Source organism: Angustibacter luteus, from assembly GCF_039541115.1.
Lineage (GTDB): Bacteria > Actinomycetota > Actinomycetes > Actinomycetales > Angustibacteraceae > Angustibacter > Angustibacter luteus.
Map to the genome: position 1 here is coordinate 278,817 of NZ_BAABFP010000002.1, position 22,339 is coordinate 301,155.

The window sequence follows — 22,339 nt, forward strand, 5'->3', positions numbered from 1 at the left end:
TCAGACGAGCGAGTCCGCCCACTGGCGGTGCAGGGTCGCGTACCGGCCGCCACCACCGACCAGCTCGGACGGCGTCCCGTCCTCGACGACCCGGCCGGCCTCCAGCACCAGCACCCGGTCGGCGATCTCCACCGTCGACAGCCGGTGGGCGATGATGATCGCCGTCCGGTCAGCCAGGATGGTGCGCAGCGCCTGCTGGACGAGCCGCTCGCTCGGGATGTCCAGCGAGGACGTCGCCTCGTCCAGCACCAGCACCGCGGGGTCGGCCAGGAAGGCCCGGGCGAACGACACCAGCTGCCGCTGCCCGGCCGACAACCGCCCGCCACGTTTGGCCACGTCGGTGTCGTAGCCCTGCGGCAGCCGCGAGATGAAGTCGTGCGCGCCGATCTCGCGAGCGGCCGCCTCGACCTGCTCGCGGGTCGCGCCGGGCCGGCCGAAGGCGATGTTGTCCGCCACCGTGCCGGTGAACAGGAAGCTCTCCTGGGTGACGGTGACCACGGCGCGGTGCAGGTCGGCGTCCCCCAGGTCGTGCAGGTCGATCCCGTCCAGCGCGACGCTGCCCTGCACCGGGTCCCAGACCCGGCCGACGAGCCGGGCGATGGTGGTCTTGCCCGCTCCGGTACGCCCGACCAGGGCCACGGTCTGGCCGGCCGGCACGTGCAGGTCGAGGTGCGGCAGCACCACGCGGTCGCGGTAACCGAACTGCACGCCTGACAACCGCAGGTCGCCGCGGGCCTTCGGCAGCGGCCGAGCCGACTCGGGCTCCTGGACCGACAGCGGCTCGTCGAGCACCCCGGCCAGCTTCTCGAGCGCGGCGGTCGCGGACTGGAACGAGTTGAAGAACTGCGACAGGTCCTGCAGCGGGTCGAAGAACCGGCGCAGGTAGAGCAGGAACGCGGTCAGCACGCCGATCTGCAGGTCCCCGTCCATCACCCGGTACCCGCCGAACAGCAGCACCACGCCGATCGTCAGGTTGCCGACCAGCTTGATGCCCGGCATGTAGACGGCGATCAGGTCGAACGAGCGCTTCGTGGTGAGCCGGTACTCCTCGTTCAGGCCGAGGAAGATCTCCTCGTTGCGCGGCTCCCGCCGGAACGCCTGCACGGCGCGCAGGCCGCCGAACGTCTCGACGAACTGCACGATGACCCGGGCGACGGCCTCCCGCGAGGACCGGTACGCCTTGCCCGACTCCCGGCGGAACCACACCGTGAGCGCCACCAGCGGGATGAACGAGGTCAGGCCGACCAGCGCGAGCGGCACGTCGAGCAGCAGCATCGTGATGCCGATCGTGACGATCGACAGCCCGGCCACCACGACCGCCTGGACGCCGTCGGCCAGGAACTCCGAGATCGCGTCCATGTCCGAGGTCTGCCGGGAGATGACCCGCCCCGAGGTGTACTCCTCGTGGAACGCCTGGGACAGCCGCTGGAAGTGGTCGAACACCCGTCGCCGCAGGTCGAGGACGACGTCCTGGCCGATCCGCGCGGTGAGCACCAGGAAGCTGCGCTGGGACACCATCTGGATCGCGGTGGCCAGCAGCAGCGCGACGATCACCGTGACGATGGGTCCGGCGTCCTGGTCGTCGATGAGCGGCGGGAGCCCCTTGTCGATGCCGAGCCCGACCAGCAGCGGACCGGCGAGCGCCGCGAGGTTCTGGACGACGATCAGCGCGACGAGCAGCCAGATCCCGCGCTTGTGCGGGCGCAGCACGCTCTTGAGCAGCCGCGACGTCCGGGCCTGCAGCAGCGCCGAGACGCTCGCGGAGACCTCGTCGTGCTTCTCGGCGGCGACACCGCGCCAGCCCTGGTCCGTGGGGGTGGGGGTGCGGGTGCTCACGAGGCGCGCACCTCCTCCTCCTGGCCGAGGACGTCGGCGTACTCCGGCACGGTGGCCATCAGGTCCGAGTGCGTGCCGACCGCCTGGACCCGACCGTCCCGCAGCAGCGCGACCCGGTCGGCGAGCGCGACGGTGCTGGGCCGGTGGACGACGACGATCGCGGTGGTGGTCGACAGCACCCGAGCGAGGGCCCGCTCCACGAGGTGCTCGGTCTCGACGTCCAGCGCGGACAGCGGGTCGTCCAGCACCAGGACGGCGGGGCGGCCGATGACTGCCCGGGCCAGGGCGAGTCGCTGGCGCTGGCCACCGGACAGCGACATGCCCTGCTCGCCCACCCGGGTCTGCAGCCCCCACGGCAGGTCGTGCACGAAGTCGGCCTGGGCCAGCGCGAGCGCCTGCTCGACCTCGGCGTCGGTGGCATCCGGGTGCCCGAGGGTCACGTTCTCGCGGACGCTGGCAGAGAACAGGATCGGCTCCTCGAAGGCGGTCGCGACCGCGCTGCGCAGGGACTGCAGGGTGAGCTCACGGACGTCGTGGCCGTCGATCGTGACGCGCCCCTGCGTGACGTCCGCCAGCCGCGGGACGAGCATCGCGAGGGTGCTCTTGCCGGACCCGCTGCTGCCCACGATCGCGAGCGTCTCGCCGGGCCGGACGTCCAGGTCGACGCCGGCCAGCACCGGCTCGTCGCTGCCCTCGAACGCGAAGGTCACCCCCTCGAACCGGACGTGCCCGCGGGCTCGCTCGAGCGGCTGTGCCTGCGGGTCGTCGCGGATGGCCGGGACGGTGTCGTAGACCTCGTAGACCCGTTGTGCCGCAGTGGCTGCCTCCTGCGCGGAGGCCAGGATGAAGCCGAGGGCCTCGACCGGCCAGACCAGCTGGAGCACCAGGGTGATGAAGGCGACGAGCCCGCCCAGGGTGAGCCGCCCCGAGCTCACGGCGAACGCGCCGAGCAGCATCACCAGGGCCAGCGCCACGTTCGGGATCAGGTCGAGGAACGACACGAAGCCGGCCCGGAGCCGGGCCTGCTCGAGCTGGGTGCCGCGCAGGGTGCGCGCGCTCTCGTCGAAGCGCCCAGCGACCAGCTCGCGCCGCCCGAAGGCCTTGATCACCCGCAGACCGGTCGCGGCCTCCTCGACCTGGGTGGCGACGTCCCCCTGCTGGTCCTGGACCCGGCGTGAGATCCGCCGGTAGCGCCGCTCGAAGCGCGCGCACAGCGGGATGACGGGCAGCAGCGTGACCGCGACCAGGGTGCCCAGCAGGGCGTCCTTGTGCACGAGCAGCCCGATGATCGTGGCGAACGTGGCCACGTTCACGATGAGGAAGACCACGCCGAAGCCGGTGAACCGTCGGATGGCCGAGAGGTCGGAGGTGGCCCGGGACAGCAGCTGCCCGGACTGCCACTGGTCGTGGAAGGACGGCGGCAGCGCCTGCAGGTGGATGTAGAGGTCGTCGCGCATGCGGCGCTCGATGCCCAAGGTCGCGGTGTTCTGCACCCAGCGGCGGATGAAGATGAGCACGGCCTCCGCGACGCCGAGGCCGATGGCCAGCAGCGCGAGCGGCAGCAGGCCGGCCTTGTCGTGGTGGGCGATCGGGCCGTCCACCACCTTGGCCGTGACCAGCGGGACGACGATGCTGGCCGCGACCCCGCCCAGGGCCGCCAGCACCATGACCACCATGCGCCAGGCGTAGGGCCGAACGTAGGGCCGCATGCGCCACAGGGATGCGATGGCACCCGAGCTCGGGCGCTCGGGCGCGGCCGTCTCGGGTGGGAGCGTGGAGGGAGTCACTTAGGGTAACTATACGCTTCCCCGCCGACAGTGCTCACCGGATTTTCGACCGTGTCGCTGATCACGTCGGCGAATCCCGGGAAGAAATCGGACAGCGGCGCTGCTGCCGCCTGCATGACCAACACCCCCACGAAGATCGTGTACACGGCCCGCGCCAGCGCCACGGGCGGCCGCAGCGGCCACGCCACCAGCGAGGACGGGATCCTGGACCTCGACCTCACGGCCCCCAAGGAGATGGGCGGCCCAGGCACCGGAACCAACCCCGAGCAGCTGTTCGCCGCGGGGTTCTCCGCGTGCTTCCAGGGCGCCCTCGGCCTGGTCGCCAAGCAGCAGGGCATCGACACGTCCCGCTCCCTGGTCACCGCAGCCGTCGGCTTCGGTCCCGAGGGCGACAGCTACGCCATCACGGTCGACCTGGAGATCGCCATCCCGGACGTCGACCTGGAGACGGCGCAGCAGCTGGCCGACGCCGCGCACCAGGTGTGCCCGTACTCGAAGGCCACCCGCGGCAACGTCCCGGTGACCGTCAAGGCCGTCGCGGCCTGAGCCACCGCACACGGGTAGCGTTCGCCGGGTGAGCCCCGACCATGACGTGCACGAGCTGCTCATCGGCAGCTACACGACGGGGACGGGCTCGCCCGGTGTCGTGCGGGCCGAGCTCGACCCGACGACGGGGGCGTTGCGCGCCACCGGATCCGTGGCGCTCACCGATCCGTCGTGGATCGCGACGTCGAACGACGGCGTCACCCTGTACGCGGCCGCCGAGCACACCGGTGGCACGGTCGCGTCCGTGTCACTGACGGACCCTGAGGACACCATCGTGCGCGCGGGTGCCGGCGACGACCCGTGCCACCTGGTGGTGCACCGCGGTCACGTGGTCGTGGCGGGGTACACCTCGGGCACCATCGCGGCCTTCGCGCTGGACGATGACGGCGGGGTCGGACGCCGCACCGGCCTGGTGCAGCACAACGGCTCCGGGCCGCACGAACGGCAGAGCGCCGCGCACGTCCACCAGGTGCGCGAGTCCCCCGACGGCCGGCACCTGCTGGTGAGCGACCTCGGCGCCGACTCGGTCACCACCTACCGGCTGGACGACGACGGCCGGCTCATCGAGATCTCGCGCACCGCCGCACCGGCCGGCAGCGGACCCCGCCACCTCACCTTCCACCCGTCGGGCCGGGCGGCCCTGCTCGTCCTGGAGCTGGCCGGGGCGGTCGCGCTCTGCCGCTACGACCCGGACGCCGGGCGGCTCAGCGTCGGCACCGTCGTCCCGCTCGACGTGCCCGGGCTGCCGTCGGAGGTGCTCGTCACCGCCGACGGTCACCACGCGTACGTCGGCGTGCGAGACACCGACGGCGCCGGTCGGGACGCCATCGTCCACCTCGGTCTAGCGGTCGCCGGGTCGGCCGCCCGACGCCTCGGGGTGCACCATCCCGGTGGGGCGTTCCCCCGCCACCTCGCGCTGGAACCGGACGAGCGGTGGCTGCTGTCCGCCAACCAGTGGTCCGGCACCGTCACCTCGCTCCCGCTCGGCCCGGATGGCGCCCCTGGGCCACCAGCCGGAACGGTCGACGTCCCCGGCGCCGCCTGCATCCTGGTGCGCTGAGCCGCCCCAGGGTGGGCCGGGCCGGTGTCTCAGCCGGTTGAGCCCCACACCCAGCCGGACACCCACGTGTAGTCGTCGACCTCATGGCAGGTCACGCTGCCGTGCGCGTCGCAGGTACCCAGTCGAAGGCCGAGACGCTTGCCCTCCGGCAGGTTCTTGTTCGCGTAACCCCACCCGCCGTTCAGCACCACCTGCGCCGAGCCGTCCTTGTTGCGGACCAGGCCGCGACGTGAGTCGTCTCCCAGCTTCCAGTACACCGCAACACTGCGGCCGTCCGCGATGCTGTCACCGACCCAGAACACGTCGCCGTACGTCTGGAAGCAGCCGACCCCGGCCGAGGCGGCGGCGTTCACCAGGATCTGGCACGTCGGACTCTCCCGCTTGGGCGTGGTCTCGTTGTACTCCAGCGCGGCTGCCGCGGCACTCGACGCAGAGAGCAGAACGGTCAAGCCCGCGGCGCCAAGGCCCACGAGCAGCCGGCCGATCATGAGACGGCCGCCCACTGCCAGCCGGAGATCCAGTCGTAGTCGCCGGGATCGTGGCAGTCCCGCGTCGACGACACGCTGCACAGCCCGACGCGCATCGCGACCTGATCGCCCTCCGGGAAGTCCTTGTTGACGACGCCCCGATTGTTGCTCAGGAGCCCTGCGCCGTCCTTGTTGCGGATCAGGCCGTGCCGTGAGCTGTTGGCCAGCTTCCACTGCACCGCAACGCTGTTGCCGTCGCGACGACTGTCGGTGACATACACGTAGTCGCCGTTCGCGTGGAAGCAGCCGAAGCCACCGTAGGACGGTGCCCCGACCAGGATCTGGCAGGACACGTTGCCGGTGTTGTCCGGGGTGGTTTCTTGATAGCCATCGGCGGCCTGGGCCGACTGGGCACCGAGGGAGAGGACGACGATCGTCGCCGTCAGAACCATCAGGAGGCGTCGCAGCATGCGCTCGTCCTACCTTCACGATCTTCGTGCTGTCAAGCAGTGGTCGCAGCATCGACTCCTGCCGAGAGTCCCCGCTACCGTCGGGCGATGGTCTCGCACAACTCCGACGGCGGGCGGCAGGACGACCGCCACGAGTCGCGCGACCAGCGCCTGGACCGCAACTGGACCGAGCTGCTCCAGGAGCTTCGGGTCACCCAGACCGGGGTGCAGATCCTCGCCGGTTTCCTGCTCACGCTGCCGTTCCAGGCCCGGTTCGCCGGGCTGCCGCCGTTCGAGCGCGGGATCTACCTGGTCACGGTCCTCCTGTCCTGCGTCGCGACGATCCTGCTGGTGGCGCCCGTGGCAGTGCACCGGGCGCTGTTCCGTCGGCACGAGAAGGACCGGCTGGTCGACGCCGCCGACCGCCTCGCCCGAGCGGGGCTGGGCGCGCTCGGGCTGTCGCTGACCGGTGTCGTGACGCTGGTCTTCTCCGTCGTCCTGGGCCGGTGGGAGGGCATCGTCGCGGGTAGCGCGCTGCTGGTCGCGATCGTCGCCTTCTGGGTCGTCATCCCTCTGCGGCTGCGCCGGGTCCTGCCGCCGGCGCCCTAACGACTGTCGCGCTTGGCCTGGCGTCGCGCCCCTGCGGACTGCGTGCTGGCGCGGGCCTTCTGCTTCGCCGGCGACCGCAGCGCCCGGTCGCCCACCGGCGCCTTCGACGCCCTGGCCGCCGGGCTGGCGGCCTTCTTCGCGGGCTTCTTGGTCGCCTTCTTCGCCGTCGCCCTGGTCGCCGTGGGGGTCGCGGGACGGGCCGCCGCGATGCGCTCGTCGCGCAGCTGCTTCGCCGACTGCGCCGCGAGCACGCTCACCCGCCGGCTCACCCGGGACAGCGCCTCCTCGAACGCCTCCGCCTTCAACGCAGCGCGCTGGTTCGCGGGTCGCGCCGCTCCGCGCGCAGCCTTGGCTGGCACCCGCGCACTCGCGCCGCGGCGGTACTGACCGACGAACTTGTTGCGCGCCTGTCGGATCCGCCCGTGCAGCTCGACCGCGGCGTCCTCGTCGAGGGCCGCGAGGGCGTCGCGCTCGGTGTCGGCGACGAGTAACCGCTCGGAGTCGGTGAGGGCTGCCAGCAGGGTCTTGTTCATGGGACACCGTCCTCGGCGCGGGGATCCCAGTCTCCACCCGGACGTGCGCGGGAACCACCCTGCGCGGTGAGCCTTGTCCGACCAGCGGGCCGGCCCTACGGTTCGAGGATGAGCAGGCTGTTCCGCTCGACCTGGTTCCCCCTCGTGGCCGCGCTGGTCCTCGTGTCCGTCGTCGCGCTCGTGGCAGGCATCGGCTGGTCCCGGGCGAGGGACAGCGCACTGTGCAACCCGCGCGACGTCGCCCGTTCGACCATGCCCTCCGTGGTCACGATCCTCGTCAGCGCGGGGGCGTCGTCCGGCAACGGCTCCGGTGAGTTCCTGGACACCGACGGGCACATCCTGACCAACAACCACGTCATCTCACCGGGCGTCGGCGGCGGCACGATCACGGTGCAGCGCCCCAACGGCGAGCAGCTGCCGGCCACGATCGTCGGGCGCGACAACGACACCGACCTGGCGGTCCTCAAGGTCGACCCGAAGTCCTCGGTCACCCCGATCCGGTTCGGCTCACCGCCGACGGTGGGGGACCAGGTCTTCGCCATCGGGGCACCCCTCGGGCTGGCGGACACGTTCACGGCCGGCGTCGTCAGCAGCCTCGGGCGCTCGATCCGCGTTCCGGCGGACGGCGACACCACCGCGCTGGTCACCTCGGCGGTCCAGACCGACGCGTCCATCAACCCGGGCAACAGCGGCGGCACCCTGGCGAACTGCAACGGCGAGCTGGTCGGGGTCCCTACCGCGGGAGCCACGGCCAGCGACTCGCTGGGCGTCCCGGTCGGCGGCAGCATCGGACTGGGCTTCGCGATCCCGGCGGCGTTCGCCCAGCGCATCGCGCAGGAGCTGATCAGCAACGGCAAGGTGACGCACGGCGACTTCGGGATGTCCGTGGTGCCGGTCGTGCGCGCGGACGAGGGGATCGCCCCGGACGCGCTCTTCGTGTCCGCCGTGACGCCCGGGGGTGCCGCTGCGCTCGCGGGTCTGCGCCAGGGCGACCTCATCACCAGCCTGGACGGACAGCGGATCCACAGCGCCGACCAGCTGCAGGCCATCTCGATCACGAAGAAGCCCGGCGACACCGTGGCCATCGGCTACCAGCGCGACGGCACGGACGCCACGACCTCTCTGACCCTGGGTACCAGCACCTTCGCGGCGCCGGCCGGCTGACGGCGCACCGCGTGGACACCACACCCCAGTCACGCCAGCGCGCCCTGGTGCTCGCCGGCGCCGGCGCGGCCGGCAATGCGTGGGAGCTCGGCCTCATCGCTGGACTGGCTGAGGCTGGGGTCGACGTCACCGAGGCCGATCTGATCATCGGGACGTCGGCCGGATCGACGGTGGCGGCCCAGGTCACCAGCGGCACCCGGCCGGCCGACCTGTACGCCGCCATCCTGGCCGAGGTGCCTCCCGCGCGTCGGACCGGCAATGCCGCACCGAGCCGCAGAGCTGGTTCGGGGGTCTCGGGACCGGACTACCTGGAGTGGTCGAACGCGATCATCGCTGCTGCCGAGGATGCGTCCGACATGCGCCGCCGGCTGGGCGCCGCAGCCCTCGAGCTGCAGCCTTCGGGGGGCACCAGCCCAACGCGCTGGCGCGACGTCGTCGCCGCCCGGCTGCCCAGCCACCACTGGCCACAGCAGCCGGTGCTCATCCCGGCGGTCGACGCCCGCACCGGTGAACCGGTCCTGTTCGACCGGGGCAGCGGAGTCGACCTGGTGGACGCCGTCGCCGCCAGCACCTCAGCGATGACGCCCTACCGCATCGGCGAGAACCAGTACCTCAACGGCGGCTACCGGCGTAGCGAGAACGCCGACCTGGCCGCGGGATACGAGCGGGTGCTGGTGCTCTCACCGTTCAGCGGCCGGTCACGGATGCCGGCGGCGTGGGGCATGGACCTCGGCAGCCAGGTGGACGAGCTGCGGGCCGCCGGCAGCGAGGTCGAGACCGTCTTCCCCGATGCCGGCGCGGGGGACGTGTTCAACGCCAACGCCTTGGATCCGTCCACCCGCCTGCCGGCCGCCCGAGGCGGCCACGACCAGGCTCGCCTACTCGCCGAGCGGCTCTCGGACTTCTGGCACTGAGCGCTGGAGGACGCAGCTGGAGAGCAGGGAGCGCTCACCGCATCGCGCCCGGCCTCGCCGCCGTCGCCGCCTGGCTCGCCACGACCCGGTGACGGCGCGTCAGGTCGGGGGCGACGCGCTGGCTGGCGGGGTGCGGACGAACACCGACATCCGCCCGGCGGGCCGGAAGCCGTGCCTCGCGTAGAAGGCTGCCGCTGGGCTGTCCCTGGCCGTCAGGAGGTACCAGTGCGAGACGCCCGGCAGCCTCTCCTCGAGCGCGCCCAGCAGGGCTGAGCCGTACCCCGCCCGCTGGCTCGCCGGGCGGACGCACATCTCCTGCAGGCAGAAGTGGTCGGCGGCCTGGTTCCGCTCCAGGTGCCCGATCGCGAAACCCTGGAGGCGGTCGTCGTCGTCCAGCACCGCGGCGCCGTGGGCCCGGGGGGTCCGCCGGAAGTCGACCAGCCGCTGCCGGGCATCCTCGGGCCGCCAGGACTCGTTCCAGGGCGGCGCGGCGAAGGTGTCGACGTACAGGAGCGCGCACTCGTCCAGGAGCTCGGCCGGGAGGTCGGTGACCCTCACGACTGCGTCGCTGCCGGCCCGAGGTGCACGTGGGTGGTCACCCGGCGGTAGCCGAGCCGCGCGTACAGGCCGGCCACCGTGTCCTCGCAGTGCAACCAGGCGATCGGCGACCGCTGCAGCGCGGACCGGGTGGCCAGGGCCGAAAGGGCGAGCCCCCACCCGCGACCGCGGAACTCGCGCAGCACCGTGATCCCGCCGACGTACGTCGTCCCGGCGAGGTCGCGCAGCCGCGCGCAGCCGACGACGCGTCCGTCGTGCCGCAGCACCGGGAAGGCCCGGTCGGGCAGGTCGAGCTGGCCCTCGACGATCGGCGCCAGGTCCGCACCGAACACGGACACGAACTCGGCCACGTCTGCCGCCGGCTCCAGCGTGAGCCCCTCGGCGCGGACGTCGGCGAGGACGTCGGGCTCCCCCGCGACCTCCTCGCAGACCCAGACCCCGTGCCGCATCACCTCGACCAGCCCGTGCCGGGCGGCCACCTCGGGCGCCCAGTGCTCGCCGACGACCAGGTGCCAGGCACTGGGCGAGTGGTCGTCCAGCCAGGCGGTGACCTCGTCGACCGCACCGGGGGACGGCGTGAAGCCGAGGCCCGTCACCGACGCCTGCGTCGCCCAGGCCTGCGCGATCGGCAGGCTCGCGCACGCGATGCCCCGCACCGTCGCGTAGGCCGAGCCGGGCAGCGGCGGCCGGTCCGGTGGCAGGGGCGGCGGCTCGTTGCGTTCGCTGTCGGCACGGTCCACGAGCTCGGCCAGGTCACCGGGGTGCGGGTCGCTGCCCAGCGCCGGGCTCCGGGTGGGCCACGCGACCAGGCTCCAGCCGTCGGCGTCGCCCTGCATCTCGACCAGCCCGCAGTTCGGCACCCCCGACCCCCGGGCCCGGTCGTCGCGGACGTCGCCCGCGATCAGTGGCAGAGCCATCGACATCACCCCGCCGTGACTCACCACGACCACCGTCTCGCCCCGGTGCTGGTCGGCGACCGCCTCCAGGCCCGACCTGATCCGGGCCAGCACGTCCAGCCCGGACTCGCCGCCCGGCAGGGCGTGCTCGAGGTGTCCGTTCAACCAGGAGTCGAACAGGCCGTCCACCCGAGCCCAGTCCTCGTCGGTGTCGCTGCCCTCGCACTCCCCCAAGGAGAACTCGCGGACGTCGTCCAGCAGCTGCACGGGCCCGGCGCCCACCGTCTCGGCCACGATCTGCGCCGTCTGCTGGGCCCGCACCAGCGGGCTGGCGTAGACCCGCGCGATGTTGCGGTCGACCAAGGTGGCCGCGGCGTCGGCGGCCTGCTGTCGGCCGTGCTCGGTCAGCTCGCCGCCGGGGGCGGCCGACGACAGCCGGCGCGAGACGTTGCCGGCGGACTGGCCGTGCCGGAGGACGAGGACGGTTGCCGGGCACTGCAGATCGCTCACCGGGCAACGGTATCGACTCGCCGACCGACTGGCAGGATCGCGCTATGGCCGCACCCCCCATCGTGGACCTGACCGACGACGAGCTGCGAGCCCGCGGCGGGCTCAAGTGGACCTACCCGCCCACCGACGTGCTCCCCGCCTGGGTCGCGGAGACGGACGTCGCGCCCGACCCCGTCGTGCGCGACGCCGTGGCCGCAGCCGTGGCGGCCGGCGGTTTCGGCTACCCGCCGTTCGACGCGTCGTCCGCGCTCCCGGAGGTCTTCGCCGCCTACGCCCGGCGGCAGTGGGGCTGGCAGGTGCCGGCGTCGTCCGTGGTCAGCACCGTGGACGTCATGCACGGCATCCTGCTCGCGCTGACCACGCTGTGCGCGGACGCGCCGGTCATCGTGCCGACCCCGACGTACCCGCCGTTCCTGCAGGTGGTGCCGCAGTCCCGGCGCGAGCTGGTGACGATCCCGCTCGACCCCGACGCCGAGCGCGCCACGCTCGACCTGGGGCGCATCGACGCGGCGATGGCCGCCGGGGCCCGCACCGTGCTGCTCGCCAACCCGCACAACCCCTGGGGACGGGCGTTCACCCGCGACGAGCTGGTCGCCCTCCTGGAGGTCGTGCACCGGTACGGGGGACGCGTGGTCAGCGACGAGATCCACGCCGGGCTGGTCCTGCCCGGCGCCGTGCACGTCCCGCTCGCGACCCTTCCCGGCGGCGCCGAGGTCACCACCACGCTGATGTCGGCGACGAAGGCCTGGAACATGCCGGCCCTCAAGTGCGCGCAGATCGTCGCAGGTGACACCGCGGACCTGAAGGCACTGCGGGCGTTGCCGATGGTCGACAACCACAGCACCTCGACGCTGGGAATCGTTGCGGCACAGGCGGCCTACGCCGGCGGCCAGCCGTGGCTGGATGCCTGGGTGCAGCGGCTCGCCACGAATCGGGCCGTGTACGAGGAGGCCGTCGCCGAGCACCTGCCCGACGCCCGGCACCGCCCGCTGGAGGCGACGTACCTGGCCTGGCTCGACGTCCGGGCGTACGGCCATACCGACCCCGCACGCGTTGCGCTGCAACGAGGTCGGGTGATGGTCAACGACGGACGATCGTTCGGGCCCGGCGGCGAGGGGCACGTCCGGGTCAACCTCGGGACCTCACCCGAGCGCATCGAGCGGATCGTGCGGGCCGTCGCCGCCGGACTGACCTGAACGACCAGGACGGCGCTCAGATGTCGCGGAACGTCTCGATCTGCGCCCCGAGGGCGTTGAGCCGCTCGGCGAGGTCCTCGTAGCCGCGGTTGATCACGTACACGCTGCGCAGCACCGAGGTCCCGCGGGCCGCGAGCATCGCGATCAGGATGACCACCGCCGGTCGTAGCGCGGGCGGGCAGACGATCTCCGCTGCGCGCCAACGGGTTGGGCCCTCGATGAGCACCCGGTGCGGGTCCAGCAGCGTGACCTGGCCGCCGAGCTTGGTGAGCTCGGTCAGGTAGATCGCCCGGTTCTCGTAGACCCAGTCGTGCAGGAGCGTGGTGCCGGTGGCCTGGGCCGCGATGACCGCGAAGAAGGGCAGGTTGTCGATGTTCAGACCCGGGAACGGCATCGGGTGGATCTTGTCCAGCGGCGCACGCAGGGTCGACGGGTGGGTGGTGATGTCGACCAACCGGGTGTGGCCGTTGAGCGCCAGGTACTCCTCGGTGCGCTCGTACCGGAAACCCATCTCCTCCAGCAGCGAGAGCTCGATCTCCATGAACTCGATCGGCACCCGCCGCACGGTGATGGTGGAGCCGGTCACGATGGCCGCGGTGATCAGGCTCATCGCCTCGATCGGGTCCTCGCTCGGCGCGTAGGTGACGTCGCGGTCGATCTGGGCGACACCGGTGACCTCGAGCGTCGTCGTCCCGATTCCCTTGATCTGCACACCCAGCTCGGTCAGGAAGAAGCACAGGTCCTGGACCATGTAGTTCGGGCTGGCGTTGCGGATGATCGTCGTCCCGGCGTGGCCGGCAGCGGCCAGCAGCGCGTTCTCGGTCACCGTGTCGCCGCGCTCGGTCAACACGATGGGACGTCGCGGCTGGGTGCCCGCGTCGACGTGCGCGTGGTACGTGCCCTCGGTGGCCTTGACCTCCAGGCCGAACGGGCGCAGCGCGGTCATGTGCGGCTCGACCGTGCGGGTGCCGAGGTCGCAGCCTCCGGCGTAGGGGATCTCGAACGTCTCGAGCCGGTGCATCAGCGGCCCCAGGAACATGATGATCGAACGGGTGCGGCGGGCCGCCTCGGCGTCGATACCGGCCAGGTCGAGGACGGCGGGCGGCACGATCTCGAGGTCGTTGTCCGCGTTCAGCCAGCGGGTCTGGACGCCGATCGACTCCAGCACCTCGATGAGCCGGTTGACCTCCTCGATCCGGGCCACCTTGCGCAGCGTGGTCGTGCCGCGGTTGAGCAGCGACGCGCACAGCAGCGCGACGCCGGCGTTCTTGCTGGTCTTGACGTCGATCTCGCCGGACAGCTCGGTCCCGCCGGCCACCCGCAGGTGGCTCGGGCCCGACGTCCCGAGGGTGACGATCTCGGAGTCCAGGGCCTCGCCGATCCGGGCCAGCATCTCCAGGCTGAGGTTCTGCCCGCCCTTCTCGATACGATTGACCGCGCTCTGGCTGGTGCCGAGCTCCGTGGCGAGCTGGGTCTGCGTCCAGCCCCGGTGCTTGCGGGCGTCGCGGATCAGGCCGCCGATGCGGACCAGGTAGTCATCTGCCATACCGCCGACCGTATCTCACATGTGAGATATAGGCGAGTCGACCCGCCGCGCGGCCCGGATGACCTCGACGATCTGCCCCATCATCGCGGTCAGCCCGAAGTCCTTGGGGGTGAACACGGCGGCCACGCCGAGCTCACGCAGGGCCCGCTCGTCGGACTCGGGGATGATCCCGCCGACGATGACCGGGACGTCGCCCGCGCCGGCCTCGCGCAGGCCGTCCAGCACCGCCGGCACCAGCGCCATGTGCGAGCCGGACAGCACCGACAGGCCGACGCAGTGCACGTCCTCGGCCACCGCGGCCGCCACGATCTCGGCGGGGGTGAGCCGGATCCCCTGGTAGACCACCTCGAAGCCGGCGTCCCGCGCCCGCACCGCCACCTGCTCGGCGCCGTTGCTGTGCCCGTCCAGGCCGGGCTTGCCGACGAGCAGCCGCAGCCGCTCCCCCAGCTCCGCGCTGGCCGCCCGCACCGCCTCCCGGACCACCGCGAGCTCGTCGTTGATCTCGCCCACTCCGACCGAACCGCTCACGCCGGTGGGGGCCCGGTACTCCCCGAACTGCTGGCGCAGGACGCCCGCCCACTCCCCCGTGGTGATCCCGGCCCGGGCGCACTCCAGGCTCGCCTCGAACAGGTTGGCGTCACTGGCCGCCTCGGCGCGAAGCCGTTGCAGCGCCTGGTCTGCGGCCTCGCGGCGGGCCGGGTCGGCGTCCCGCTCGTCCCGCCACTCGCGCACCGCCGCCGCGGCGCGGGACTCGACGTCGGCGTCCACGGACTGGATGGCCGTGTCGAGGTCGGCGGTCAGCGGGTTCGGCTCGGTGGACTCGAACCGGTTGACCCCGACCACGACGTCCTCGCCGGACTCGATCCGGGCCCGCCGGGCCGAGTGCGAGGCGACCAGCGCCGACTTCATGTAGCCGGACTCGACCGCCGCCACCGCCCCACCCAGGTCGGACACCCGGGCCATCTCGGCGCGGGCACCCTCGACGATCTCGGCCACCTTCGCCTCGACGACCTTGCTGCCCTCGAACAGGTCGTCGTGCTCGAGCAGGTCCGACTCGAAGGCCAGCACCTGCTGGATCCGCAGGGACCACTGCTGGTCCCACGGGCGCGGCAGCCCGAGCGCCTCGTTCCAGGCCGGCAGCTGGACTGCCCGGGCCCGTGCGTCCTTGCTCAACGTGACCGCGAGCATCTCCAGCACGATCCGCTGGACGTTGTTCTCCGGCTGCGCCTCGGTCAGTCCCAGGCTGTTGACCTGGACGCCGTACCGGAACCGGCGCGCCTTCTCGTCGGTGACGCCGTACCGCTCGCGGGTCAGCTCGTCCCACAGCCGCACGAAGGCGCGCATCTTGCACATCTCCTCGACGAACCGCACGCCAGCGTTGACGAAGAACGAGATGCGCGCGACGACGTCCGGGAACCGGTCCGGCGGCACCTGACCGCTGTCTCGCACCGCATCCAGGACGGCGACCGCGGTGGACAGCGCGTAGGCGACCTCTTGCACCGGCGTGGCACCGGCCTCCTGCAGGTGGTAGCTGCAGATGTTGATCGGGTTCCACTTCGGCATGCTCGACACCGTGTAGGCGATCATGTCGGTGATCAGCCGCAGGCTCGGCGCTGGCGGGAACGCGTACGTCCCGCGGGACAGGTACTCCTTGATGATGTCGTTCTGCGTCGTGCCGGACAGCGCCCGGACCGCCTCGGCCGGGTCGGTCCCGTCCGCGAGCGCCTGCTCCTCGGCCGCGACCTGGTAGAGCGCCAGCAGCCACATCGCGGTGGCGTTGATCGTCATCGAGGTGTTCATCGTGGCCAGCGGGATGCCGTCGAAGAGCTGCCGGACGTCGCCGATGTGGCTGATCGGCACCCCCACCTTGCCGACCTCGCCGCGGGCGAGCTCGTGGTCGGGGTCGTAGCCGGTCTGGGTGGGCAGGTCGAAGGCGACGGACAGCCCGGTCTGGCCCTTGTCCAGGTTGCGCCGGTACAGCGCGTTCGACGCGCTCGCGCTGGAGTGCCCGGCGTACGTGCGCATCACCCAGGGACGGTCACGGTCAGGCACGGCTCCTCCTCGAGTGGCTCGCCTAGGACCGTACCCGCGAGTAACCGCGGGCGGAACGCTTGCGCCCGGTGAGCGTCGTCACGTCCGCCCGCCGGCTCCTCCCGGGGTCGCGGCGCAACGCAGCTCCACTAGGCATGGAGTAACGGCACGCAGTCCCAACCCCGCCTCGCACCGGGGACGTCGTGTTGTTGGAGCGGCGGCACACAGTTCCACTAGGTGCGTAGCTGCGTTGCGCCGCGACACCTCAGGGAGAGCGGCCGGGCGGGCGGGCGGGGTGGGGCGGGCGGGCGGGGCCTCAGGGCTCGGCGATGCCGGACGTGCCCGTGCGGCGGAAGCCGGCCCGCTCGTAGACCCGCGCCACGTCCTCGTCCTGCGCGCTGAGGAACACGGTGTGCTCGCCGCGGGCAAAGGCCTCCCGAGCCAGCACCCCGGCGAGGGCCGCACCGATCCCCCGCCGCCGGCTGATGGGAAGCGTGCCGATCCCGACGACCTCGGCGACCCCGGCCGCGTGCTGGTACCCACCCGAGGCCACCGGACCGACGTCCGTCCGGGCCACTGCACGCACCTGCTCGCCGCTGCGGATGCCCGCGCGCAGCCGCTCGACCCGCGCCGGATCCAGCTCGGCCGCCGACGCGTCCCGCTCGGCCACGCCTCCCTCACCCACGGCCGTGCCGATCCCCGCGCCGAAGGCCACGTGCGCGCAGGCGTCCGCCAGCGCGAGGTCCGGGTCGTCCGCGTCCATCACCGAGACGCTGACGCCGGGCGCGTCCAGCACGACGAGGTCCGCCGGCTCCAGCACCATGAGCGGGCAGAGCTGCAGGGTCAGGCCCGCGTCCTGCACGGCCTGGGCCAGCGACGGGGTCAGGTCGTTCACCCACTCGAGCTGGTGCGGGACCCCCAGCTCGTCCATCCGCCCCAGGACGTCGCGGACGTCGTCCCCGCTGACCTGGACGTCGGGCCGCACCGGACGCGCGTAGTACGGCCACCCCGCACCCTCACGGACGAACAGCACGAGCGGTCCGATGAGCTCGGCCCGCGCGCCTTGGCGGGGCACGGCGTCGTAGAACGACTCCAGTCGCAGCAGCAGATCGCTTCGCACCTCGGGCTCGGTCACCGCGCGATCATCCCAGCAGGTCGTCGACGTAGCACCAGCGCCAGTGCTCGTGCGGCTCGAAGCTGCGCATCACCGGGTGCGAGGTCTCGTCGTAGTGCCGGTCCGCGTGCCGGTGCGGCGAGCTGTCGCAGCAGCCCACGTGCCCGCAGGTCAGGCAGAGCCGCAGGTGCACCCACGTCGTGCCGTCCCGCAGGCACTCCTCGCAGCCGTCCGGGGTGCCCGGCTTGACCAGCGTGGGTGCGGACATCAGGTGCTCGCACCCGGCGGCCGCCCGGGCGGGCGCGAGTCGCTCGGCGACCCGCTCGTTGCTCAGCTCGGCCCGGTCCAGCAGGGACTCCTCGACGTCCAGCACCGCGGTGCCCGCGCGCAGCACCTCGTCGTCGTAGCGTCCCTCGTCCCGGGCCTTGATCAGCGCGGCGCGCTCGGAGTCCAGCATGGCCAGCCGCAGCCGCAGGTACGTCGCGGTCGGCGGCTCGTACTCCTCGTGCGGGCGGCCCAGCCGTTCCCAGGCGCTCGCGACCCGCTGCTCGGACTTGCCGCGCAGCGACTCCACGACGTCGTCGGGGTCGTCGGCGGTGCGCTCGCTGTCCAGGCGCTCGATGCCGGCCTTGCTCACCTCGCTGAGCAGCGCGGCCTGGGCGAGCGCGTCCTCGGCCGGGTCCGGCCCGGGCAGCCGCAGCCAGCGCGCGAGCGCGGGCAGCGTCAGCCCCTGCAGGGACAGCGTGCCGACCACCACCACGAACGCGACCAGCAGCAGCGTCCCGCGGTGCGGCGTCTGCGCCGGCAGCGCGAGCACGGCGGCCAGGGTGACCACCCCGCGCATGCCGGCCCACGAGACCAGCATGGACGAGCGCCAGGTCCAGCCGTCCTGGTCGACCGGACGACGCAGGAGAAGACGCACCGAGTACGCCCCGAACACCCAGACGAACCGGGACAGCAGGACGGCGAGCAGGACGGCGCCGCAGACCACCAGCAACGTGGTGTCGCTGAGCTCCGCGCGGGCCTCGCGCACCACGAACGGCGCCTGGAGCCCGATCAGCAGGAACACGGCGTTCTCCAGCAGGAACTGGATCGTGCGCCAGTTGCTGGCCTCGGCGAGGCGCGAGGCGCCGGACTGCAGCAGGTGCGAGCGGTGCCCGAGCAGCAGCCCGGTGACGACGACGGAGAGCACCCCGGAGGCATGCAGCTCCTCGCCCACGAGGTAGGCCACGAACGGTGCCAGCAGCGAGAGCACCGTGTCGATCACCGGGTCGTCCACCCGGCGACGGACGAACGAGAACACCTGGGCGACCACCACGCCGGCCAGCACCCCGCCGAGCGACGCCCACACGAAGTCCAACCCGACCTGCCAGATGGCGATGGTCGAGATGATCGCCGCGCGCGCCGTGTTCAGCGCGACGAGGGCGGTGGCGTCGTTGACGAGGCTCTCGCCCTCGAGGATCGAGACCACCCGGCGCGGCAGGCCGATCCGGCGGGCGATGGACGTCGCGGCGACCGCGTCCGGCGGCGCGACGACCGCGCCGAGCGCGAAGGCCGCCGCCAGCGAGAAGGGAGCCGGGATGACCCAGAAGGCGACGAACGCCACGCAGGCGGTGGTGAACAGCGTCGCACCGATGGACAGCAGCAGGATCGAGGACCGGTTCGCCCGGAAGTCCACCAGCGAGGTGCGGATCGCCGCCGCGTAGAGCAGCGGCGGCAGCACACCGACCAGGGCCACGTCGGAGTCCAGCCGGACGTCGGGGATGAACGGCAGGTAGGCGCACAGCACCCCGACGCCGACCAGCACGAGCGGCGGCGACGCGCCGACCCGACGCGCCAGCCCGGCCACGGTCACCACGACGATCGCGATCGCGACCAGGGACAGAGCGGTGTGCATCAGGTCGCCACTGCGTTCGCCGGCACCGGTCTAGCCGTCGTAGGAGTAGAACCCGCGGCCGGACTTGCGGCCGATGTCGCCCGCGGTGACCATCCGGTTCAGCGTCTCCGGGGGGTTGAACTTCTCGTCCTGGGTCTCGATGTAGATGTTGCGGGAGGCGTTGCGCAGGATGTCGACGCCAGTCAGGTCGGCCGTGGCCAACGGACCCATCGCGTGCCCGAAGCCGAGCTTGCAGGCGATGTCGACGTCCTCCGCGCTGGCCACGCCGTTCTCGACCAGCTTGACCGCCTCGACCACCAGCGCGGCGATCAGCCGCGTCGTGACGAAGCCCGCGACGTCCCGGTTCACCACGATGCACGTCTTGCCGACCGACTCGGCGAACTCGCGGGCCCTGGCCAGCGTCTCGTCGCTGGTCTTGAAGCCGCGGACGAGCTCGCACAGCTGCATCATCGGCACCGGCGAGAAGAAGTGCGTGCCCACGACCGCCTCCGGCCGTGAGGTCGCCGCGGCGATCTGGGTGATCGGGATGGCCGAGGTGTTCGTGGCCAGCACCGCGCCGTCCCGGCAGATGCGGTCCAGGTCGGTGAAGAGGGCCGTCTTGACGTCCAGGCTCTCGAAGACCGCCTCGACGACGAGGTCGCTGTCCGCTGCGGCGTCCAGCTCGGTCGTGGTGGTGATCCGGGCGAGCGCCGCCGTCGCATCGTCCGCGGTCATCCGGTCCTTGGCGACGAACCGCGCGTACGACGCCTCGATGGCCGAGCGTGCCCGGCCGAGCGCCTCGTCGGTGACGTCGCGGAGCACGACCTGGTGGCCGGCCTGCGCGCTGACCTGGGCGATGCCGGAGCCCATCAGGCCGGCACCGATGACGGTGATCTTCTGCTGTGCGGACATGACGAGGACTGTAGCCAGCGCCGCCGACGACCGCTTCGCTGCCCTGGCGCGACGTAGGCGGCTGGCCGACACTGGGCGGGTGGCCTCCTGGGGCAGCTACTCGTTCGTGTACGGCCCGGTCGTCGCGTTCGCGGCGGTCGGACTGCTGGTCGTGCTGCTGCGCTGGACGTTCCGCCGCGGCAGCTCGCTGGTGGCCGCACCACCGCGGTCCGGCAGCCCGGACGACTACGGGCTGCTGGTGGCCGTCGCCGAGCCACCGTCCTTCGCCGAGGCCGAGCTGATCCGGGCGCGGCTGGCCGCTCAAGGGGTCCGCGCCACCCTCGCCCCGACCACCGAGGGGCCGCGGGTCATGGTGTTCCGGGACGAGGCCCGGGTCGCCCGCGCCCTGCTGCGCGGGCCGCGCTAGCGGCCCAGTGAGCTAGAACGCGCCGTCGGCGACGCTCTCGCGCCGGACGTCGGCACCGAGCCCGCGCAGGTCGGCGTCGAAGCTCGGGTAGCCGCGGTCGACGTGCTTGACCCCCTCGACGGTGGTGACGCCGTCCGCCGCGAGCCCGGCCAGCACCAGCGCGGCGGCCGCCCGGATGTCGCTGCCCACCACCGGTGCGGCGGACAGCCGCTCCCGCCCGCGCAGCAGCGCGTGGTGCCCGTCGACGCGGACGTCGGCGCCGAGCCGGGCGAGCTCGGACGCCGTGTGGAACCGGGCCTCGAACAGGTTCTCGGTGACCATCGCAGACCCCTCGGCCAGCGCGTCGAAGACCAGCGCGAAGGGCTGCAGGTCCGTCGGGAAGCCGGGGTAGGGCAACGTCATGACGTCGACGGCGCGCGGACGGCGCGGGCAGGTCACCCGCACCCCGTCGTCCTGCCGGTCGATCACCACCCCGGCGTCGACCAGCTTGTCCAGGACGAAGCCGAGGTGGCGCGGGTCGAACCCGCGCACGGTGACGTCACCACGGGTCAGCGCGGCGGCGAAGATCCACGTGCCGGCGGCGATCCGGTCTCCGACCACCTCGTGCTCGACCGGGGCCAGCGCCGTGACGCCGGTGATCACCATCGTCGAGCTGCCGATGCCCTCGATCTCGGCGCCCATCCGGACCAGCATGGTGGCCAGGTCGACGATCTCCGGCTCGCGGGCAGCGTTCTCGATCACGGTCGTGCCGCGCGCCAGCACGGCAGCCATGAGCACGTTCTCGGTCGCGCCCACGGACGGGAAGTCCAGCGAGATCGGCGCGCCCACCAGCCCGTTCGGGGCTTGGGCAACCAGGTAGCCGTGGTCGACGTGGACGTTGGCGCCCAACCGGGTGAGCCCGTCGGCGTGCAGGTCCAGACCACGCGAGCCGATCGCGTCGCCACCGGGGATGGCGACGTCCGCGATGCCGCAGCGGACGGTCAGCGGTCCGAGCACGCTGATCGAGGCGCGCATCGCCCGGACCAGCTCGTAGTCGGCGCGGTGGCCGAGTTCGGAGGGCACGTCGATGGTCACCGTTCCGGTCGCCGGGTCGTGCTCCACCCCGCACCCGAGCCGGCGCAGCAGCTCGGCCATCACCGCGACGTCCACGATGTCGGGCACCTTGGTCAGCGTGGTGCGTCCCACTGCCAGCAGGGCAGCCGCCATCAGCTTCAGCGCGCTGTTCTTCGCACCGACCACGGCGACCTCGCCGGCCAGCGGTCCCCCGCCGGACACTCGGAACCTGTCCACGGGCAAGAGGCTAGTGTGCGGGTCATGGTCGTGCTCTCCCGCATCTACACCCGTACCGGCGACGACGGAACCACGGCGCTCGGCGACTTCAGCCGCACCGCCAAGACGGATCCGCGCCTCGTCGCCTACGCCGACTGCGACGAGACGGGCGCGGCGATCGGCGTGGCCATCGCCGCCGGCGACCTGCCGGCTGACATGGCCACACTGCTGCAACGCATCCAGAACGACCTGTTCGACGTCGGCGCCGACCTCTGCACCCCCCTGGCCGCCTCGTACGAGCACCCGCCGCTCCGGGTGCAGGAGCCCTGGGTGGACGAGCTCGAGCAGGCGTGCGACTCCTTCGGTGAGCCCCTGGCGACCCTGCGCTCGTTCGTGCTGGCCGGCGGGACGGTGGGGGCCGCGTACCTGCACGTGGCCCGCACGGTCGCCCGGCGCGCCGAGCGCTCCACCTGGGCGGCCATCGAGGCCTACGGCACCGACGAGGACGGCGGGGTCAACCCGCTCACCGCCCGCTACCTGAACCGGTTGTCGGACCTGCTGTTCATCCTGTCCCGGGCCGCGAACCACGGCCACGGGGGCGACGTCCTGTGGCAGCCGGGCGGCGGCCGGCAGACGCCGCCTGCCTGAGGCCAGGAGTCG

Annotated in this window: 21 protein-coding genes; 8 read left to right on the top strand and 13 right to left on the bottom strand. The window is 72.5% G+C overall.

Annotated features, from left to right (window positions below):
• Nucleotides 1-1,836, bottom strand: a complete 1,836-nt coding sequence (locus ABEB17_RS01370) for an ABC transporter ATP-binding protein (RefSeq protein ID WP_345714754.1) — start codon at nt 1,834-1,836, stop codon at nt 1-3.
• The gene (locus ABEB17_RS01375; RefSeq protein WP_345715767.1) at nt 1,833-3,545 is read right to left on the bottom strand and encodes an ABC transporter ATP-binding protein; all 1,713 of its coding nucleotides are present in this window, start codon (nt 3,543-3,545) and stop codon (nt 1,833-1,835) included. The genes ABEB17_RS01370 and ABEB17_RS01375 overlap by 4 nt, the downstream gene beginning before the upstream one ends.
• A gap of 192 nt (nt 3,546-3,737) precedes the next feature.
• Here ABEB17_RS01375 and ABEB17_RS01380 point away from each other — a divergent pair, with 192 nt between their 5' ends.
• Nucleotides 3,738-4,169, top strand: a complete 432-nt coding sequence (locus ABEB17_RS01380) for an organic hydroperoxide resistance protein (RefSeq protein ID WP_345714755.1) — start codon at nt 3,738-3,740, stop codon at nt 4,167-4,169.
• 28 nt (nt 4,170-4,197) lie between these two features.
• Nucleotides 4,198-5,229: a lactonase family protein gene (locus ABEB17_RS01385; protein WP_345714756.1), complete on the top strand. Its 1,032-nt coding sequence runs from the start codon at nt 4,198-4,200 to the stop codon at nt 5,227-5,229.
• A 29-nt stretch (nt 5,230-5,258) separates the two neighbouring features.
• Here ABEB17_RS01385 and ABEB17_RS01390 read toward each other — a convergent pair whose 3' ends face one another.
• Together ABEB17_RS01390 and ABEB17_RS01395 are read right to left on the bottom strand one after the other, a co-directional pair.
• Nucleotides 5,259-5,717 (bottom strand): hypothetical protein, encoded by a 459-nt coding sequence (locus tag ABEB17_RS01390; RefSeq protein ID WP_345714757.1) that lies wholly within the window; start codon nt 5,715-5,717, stop codon nt 5,259-5,261.
• Nucleotides 5,714-6,166, bottom strand: coding sequence for a hypothetical protein (locus ABEB17_RS01395; protein ID WP_345714758.1), 453 nt, complete (start codon nt 6,164-6,166; stop codon nt 5,714-5,716). Before ABEB17_RS01395 ends, ABEB17_RS01390 begins: the two co-directional genes overlap by 4 nt.
• Before the next feature lie 87 nt (nt 6,167-6,253).
• Here ABEB17_RS01395 and ABEB17_RS01400 point away from each other — a divergent pair, with 87 nt between their 5' ends.
• On the top strand, nt 6,254-6,754 hold the full coding sequence (locus ABEB17_RS01400) for a DUF6328 family protein (RefSeq protein ID WP_345714759.1): 501 nt from the start codon (nt 6,254-6,256) through the stop codon (nt 6,752-6,754).
• On the opposite strand, the gene ABEB17_RS01405 is transcribed toward ABEB17_RS01400, so the two are convergent.
• Entirely contained in the window at nt 6,751-7,287 is a 537-nt protein-coding gene (locus ABEB17_RS01405; protein WP_345714760.1) for a hypothetical protein, read from the bottom strand. The genes ABEB17_RS01400 and ABEB17_RS01405 overlap by 4 nt on opposite strands.
• 108 nt (nt 7,288-7,395) lie before the next feature.
• On the opposite strand from ABEB17_RS01405, the gene ABEB17_RS01410 reads away from it, so the two are divergent.
• On the top strand, nt 7,396-8,451 hold the full coding sequence (locus tag ABEB17_RS01410; protein WP_345714761.1) for a S1C family serine protease: 1,056 nt from the start codon (nt 7,396-7,398) through the stop codon (nt 8,449-8,451).
• A gap of 11 nt (nt 8,452-8,462) precedes the next feature.
• Nucleotides 8,463-9,365: a patatin-like phospholipase family protein gene (locus ABEB17_RS01415; protein WP_345714762.1), complete on the top strand. Its 903-nt coding sequence runs from the start codon at nt 8,463-8,465 to the stop codon at nt 9,363-9,365.
• Nucleotides 9,366-9,464: 99 nt separating this feature from the next.
• Here ABEB17_RS01415 and ABEB17_RS01420 read toward each other — a convergent pair whose 3' ends face one another.
• Entirely contained in the window at nt 9,465-9,923 is a 459-nt protein-coding gene (locus tag ABEB17_RS01420; RefSeq protein WP_345714763.1) for a GNAT family N-acetyltransferase, read from the bottom strand.
• On the bottom strand, nt 9,920-11,329 hold the full coding sequence (locus ABEB17_RS01425) for a GNAT family N-acetyltransferase (RefSeq protein ID WP_345714764.1): 1,410 nt from the start codon (nt 11,327-11,329) through the stop codon (nt 9,920-9,922). Before ABEB17_RS01425 ends, ABEB17_RS01420 begins: the two co-directional genes overlap by 4 nt.
• 44 nt (nt 11,330-11,373) lie before the next feature.
• Between ABEB17_RS01425 and ABEB17_RS01430 the strand changes: the two genes are divergently transcribed.
• Nucleotides 11,374-12,525: a MalY/PatB family protein gene (locus tag ABEB17_RS01430; protein ID WP_345714765.1), complete on the top strand. Its 1,152-nt coding sequence runs from the start codon at nt 11,374-11,376 to the stop codon at nt 12,523-12,525.
• 16 nt (nt 12,526-12,541) lie between these two features.
• On the opposite strand, the gene ABEB17_RS01435 is transcribed toward ABEB17_RS01430, so the two are convergent.
• From ABEB17_RS01435 to ABEB17_RS01455, 5 genes are all read right to left on the bottom strand, one after another.
• Complete coding sequence (locus ABEB17_RS01435; protein ID WP_345714766.1) at nt 12,542-14,071, bottom strand: helix-turn-helix domain-containing protein; 1,530 nt, start codon at nt 14,069-14,071, stop codon at nt 12,542-12,544.
• 15 nt (nt 14,072-14,086) lie between these two features.
• Nucleotides 14,087-16,123: a methylmalonyl-CoA mutase family protein gene (locus ABEB17_RS01440; protein ID WP_345714767.1), complete on the bottom strand. Its 2,037-nt coding sequence runs from the start codon at nt 16,121-16,123 to the stop codon at nt 14,087-14,089.
• A 295-nt stretch (nt 16,124-16,418) separates the two neighbouring features.
• On the bottom strand, nt 16,419-17,237 hold the full coding sequence (locus ABEB17_RS01445; RefSeq protein ID WP_345714768.1) for a GNAT family N-acetyltransferase: 819 nt from the start codon (nt 17,235-17,237) through the stop codon (nt 16,419-16,421).
• A gap of 7 nt (nt 17,238-17,244) precedes the next feature.
• On the bottom strand, nt 17,245-19,113 hold the full coding sequence (locus ABEB17_RS01450; protein ID WP_345714769.1) for a Na+/H+ antiporter: 1,869 nt from the start codon (nt 19,111-19,113) through the stop codon (nt 17,245-17,247).
• A 30-nt stretch (nt 19,114-19,143) separates the two neighbouring features.
• Nucleotides 19,144-20,004 (bottom strand): 3-hydroxyacyl-CoA dehydrogenase family protein, encoded by an 861-nt coding sequence (locus ABEB17_RS01455; RefSeq protein WP_345714770.1) that lies wholly within the window; start codon nt 20,002-20,004, stop codon nt 19,144-19,146.
• Here ABEB17_RS01455 and ABEB17_RS01460 point away from each other — a divergent pair.
• Nucleotides 20,003-20,410, top strand: coding sequence for a hypothetical protein (locus ABEB17_RS01460; protein ID WP_345714771.1), 408 nt, complete (start codon nt 20,003-20,005; stop codon nt 20,408-20,410). The genes ABEB17_RS01455 and ABEB17_RS01460 overlap by 2 nt on opposite strands.
• Before the next feature lie 12 nt (nt 20,411-20,422).
• On the opposite strand, the gene murA is transcribed toward ABEB17_RS01460, so the two are convergent.
• Nucleotides 20,423-21,700, bottom strand: a complete 1,278-nt coding sequence (gene murA, locus ABEB17_RS01465) for a UDP-N-acetylglucosamine 1-carboxyvinyltransferase (RefSeq protein WP_345714772.1) — start codon at nt 21,698-21,700, stop codon at nt 20,423-20,425.
• A gap of 24 nt (nt 21,701-21,724) precedes the next feature.
• On the opposite strand from murA, the gene ABEB17_RS01470 reads away from it, so the two are divergent.
• On the top strand, nt 21,725-22,327 hold the full coding sequence (locus tag ABEB17_RS01470) for a cob(I)yrinic acid a,c-diamide adenosyltransferase (RefSeq protein ID WP_345714773.1): 603 nt from the start codon (nt 21,725-21,727) through the stop codon (nt 22,325-22,327).
• The last annotated feature ends 12 nt before the right edge of the window (nt 22,328-22,339 follow it).

What these genes read in the sequence shown, in the direction of transcription:
- ABEB17_RS01410 (WP_345714761.1), top strand. Translation starts at nt 7,396, where the DNA reads ATGAGCAGGCTGTTCCGCTCGACCTGGTTCCCCCTCGTGGCCGCGCTG.
- ABEB17_RS01435 (WP_345714766.1), bottom strand. Translation starts at nt 14,071, where the DNA reads ATGGCAGATGACTACCTGGTCCGCATCGGCGGCCTGATCCGCGACGCC.
- ABEB17_RS01460 (WP_345714771.1), top strand. Translation starts at nt 20,003, where the DNA reads ATGACGAGGACTGTAGCCAGCGCCGCCGACGACCGCTTCGCTGCCCTG.
- ABEB17_RS01455 (WP_345714770.1), bottom strand. Translation starts at nt 20,004, where the DNA reads ATGTCCGCACAGCAGAAGATCACCGTCATCGGTGCCGGCCTGATGGGC.
- ABEB17_RS01430 (WP_345714765.1), top strand. Translation starts at nt 11,374, where the DNA reads ATGGCCGCACCCCCCATCGTGGACCTGACCGACGACGAGCTGCGAGCC.
- ABEB17_RS01405 (WP_345714760.1), bottom strand. Translation starts at nt 7,287, where the DNA reads ATGAACAAGACCCTGCTGGCAGCCCTCACCGACTCCGAGCGGTTACTC.
- ABEB17_RS01400 (WP_345714759.1), top strand. Translation starts at nt 6,254, where the DNA reads ATGGTCTCGCACAACTCCGACGGCGGGCGGCAGGACGACCGCCACGAG.
- ABEB17_RS01380 (WP_345714755.1), top strand. Translation starts at nt 3,738, where the DNA reads ATGACCAACACCCCCACGAAGATCGTGTACACGGCCCGCGCCAGCGCC.
- ABEB17_RS01375 (WP_345715767.1), bottom strand. Translation starts at nt 3,545, where the DNA reads ATGCGGCCCTACGTTCGGCCCTACGCCTGGCGCATGGTGGTCATGGTG.
- ABEB17_RS01395 (WP_345714758.1), bottom strand. Translation starts at nt 6,166, where the DNA reads ATGCTGCGACGCCTCCTGATGGTTCTGACGGCGACGATCGTCGTCCTC.
- ABEB17_RS01450 (WP_345714769.1), bottom strand. Translation starts at nt 19,113, where the DNA reads ATGCACACCGCTCTGTCCCTGGTCGCGATCGCGATCGTCGTGGTGACC.
- ABEB17_RS01470 (WP_345714773.1), top strand. Translation starts at nt 21,725, where the DNA reads ATGGTCGTGCTCTCCCGCATCTACACCCGTACCGGCGACGACGGAACC.
- ABEB17_RS01390 (WP_345714757.1), bottom strand. Translation starts at nt 5,717, where the DNA reads ATGATCGGCCGGCTGCTCGTGGGCCTTGGCGCCGCGGGCTTGACCGTT.